This is a genomic window from Oceanobacillus saliphilus, from assembly GCF_023522835.1.
Taxonomy (GTDB): domain Bacteria; phylum Bacillota; class Bacilli; order Bacillales; family Amphibacillaceae; genus Oceanobacillus; species Oceanobacillus saliphilus.
The window spans coordinates 1-265 of record NZ_JALCZU010000178.1; the positions used below are offsets into that span (position 1 = coordinate 1).

The 265-nt window shown below is 54.3% G+C and carries 1 protein-coding gene; it reads right to left on the minus strand.

Annotated features, from left to right (window positions below; all coding sequences use genetic code 11):
- Nucleotides 1-258 (minus strand): NUDIX domain-containing protein (locus tag MN204_RS20850; protein WP_368858695.1); only part of this gene is annotated, 258 nt, incomplete at its 3' end.
- Nucleotides 259-265: the final 7 nt, after the last annotated feature.

The following is a 265-nucleotide window of genomic DNA, read 5'->3' on the forward strand; positions in this document are numbered from 1 at the left end:
GTGACACTGCAGCACCTTTATGGCGTCTTCTATTTTAAACCACTCTCTCTTCCTTCCGATGTTCACCGAGTCCTCCCAGTCTTCCAGCACCTCCGTGACGATGAGCACATACACGTAGGTCCTGTGCTTCCTCTCCTGGTTCTCAAAAATTCCAACTAGTCTTCCCAGTGTCCCTTTCACTCCAGCCTCCTCACACACTTCCCGGACAGCTGCCACACTTGGCTCCTCCTCAGGCTCCATGCCTCCTCCGGGGACAATCCATCGG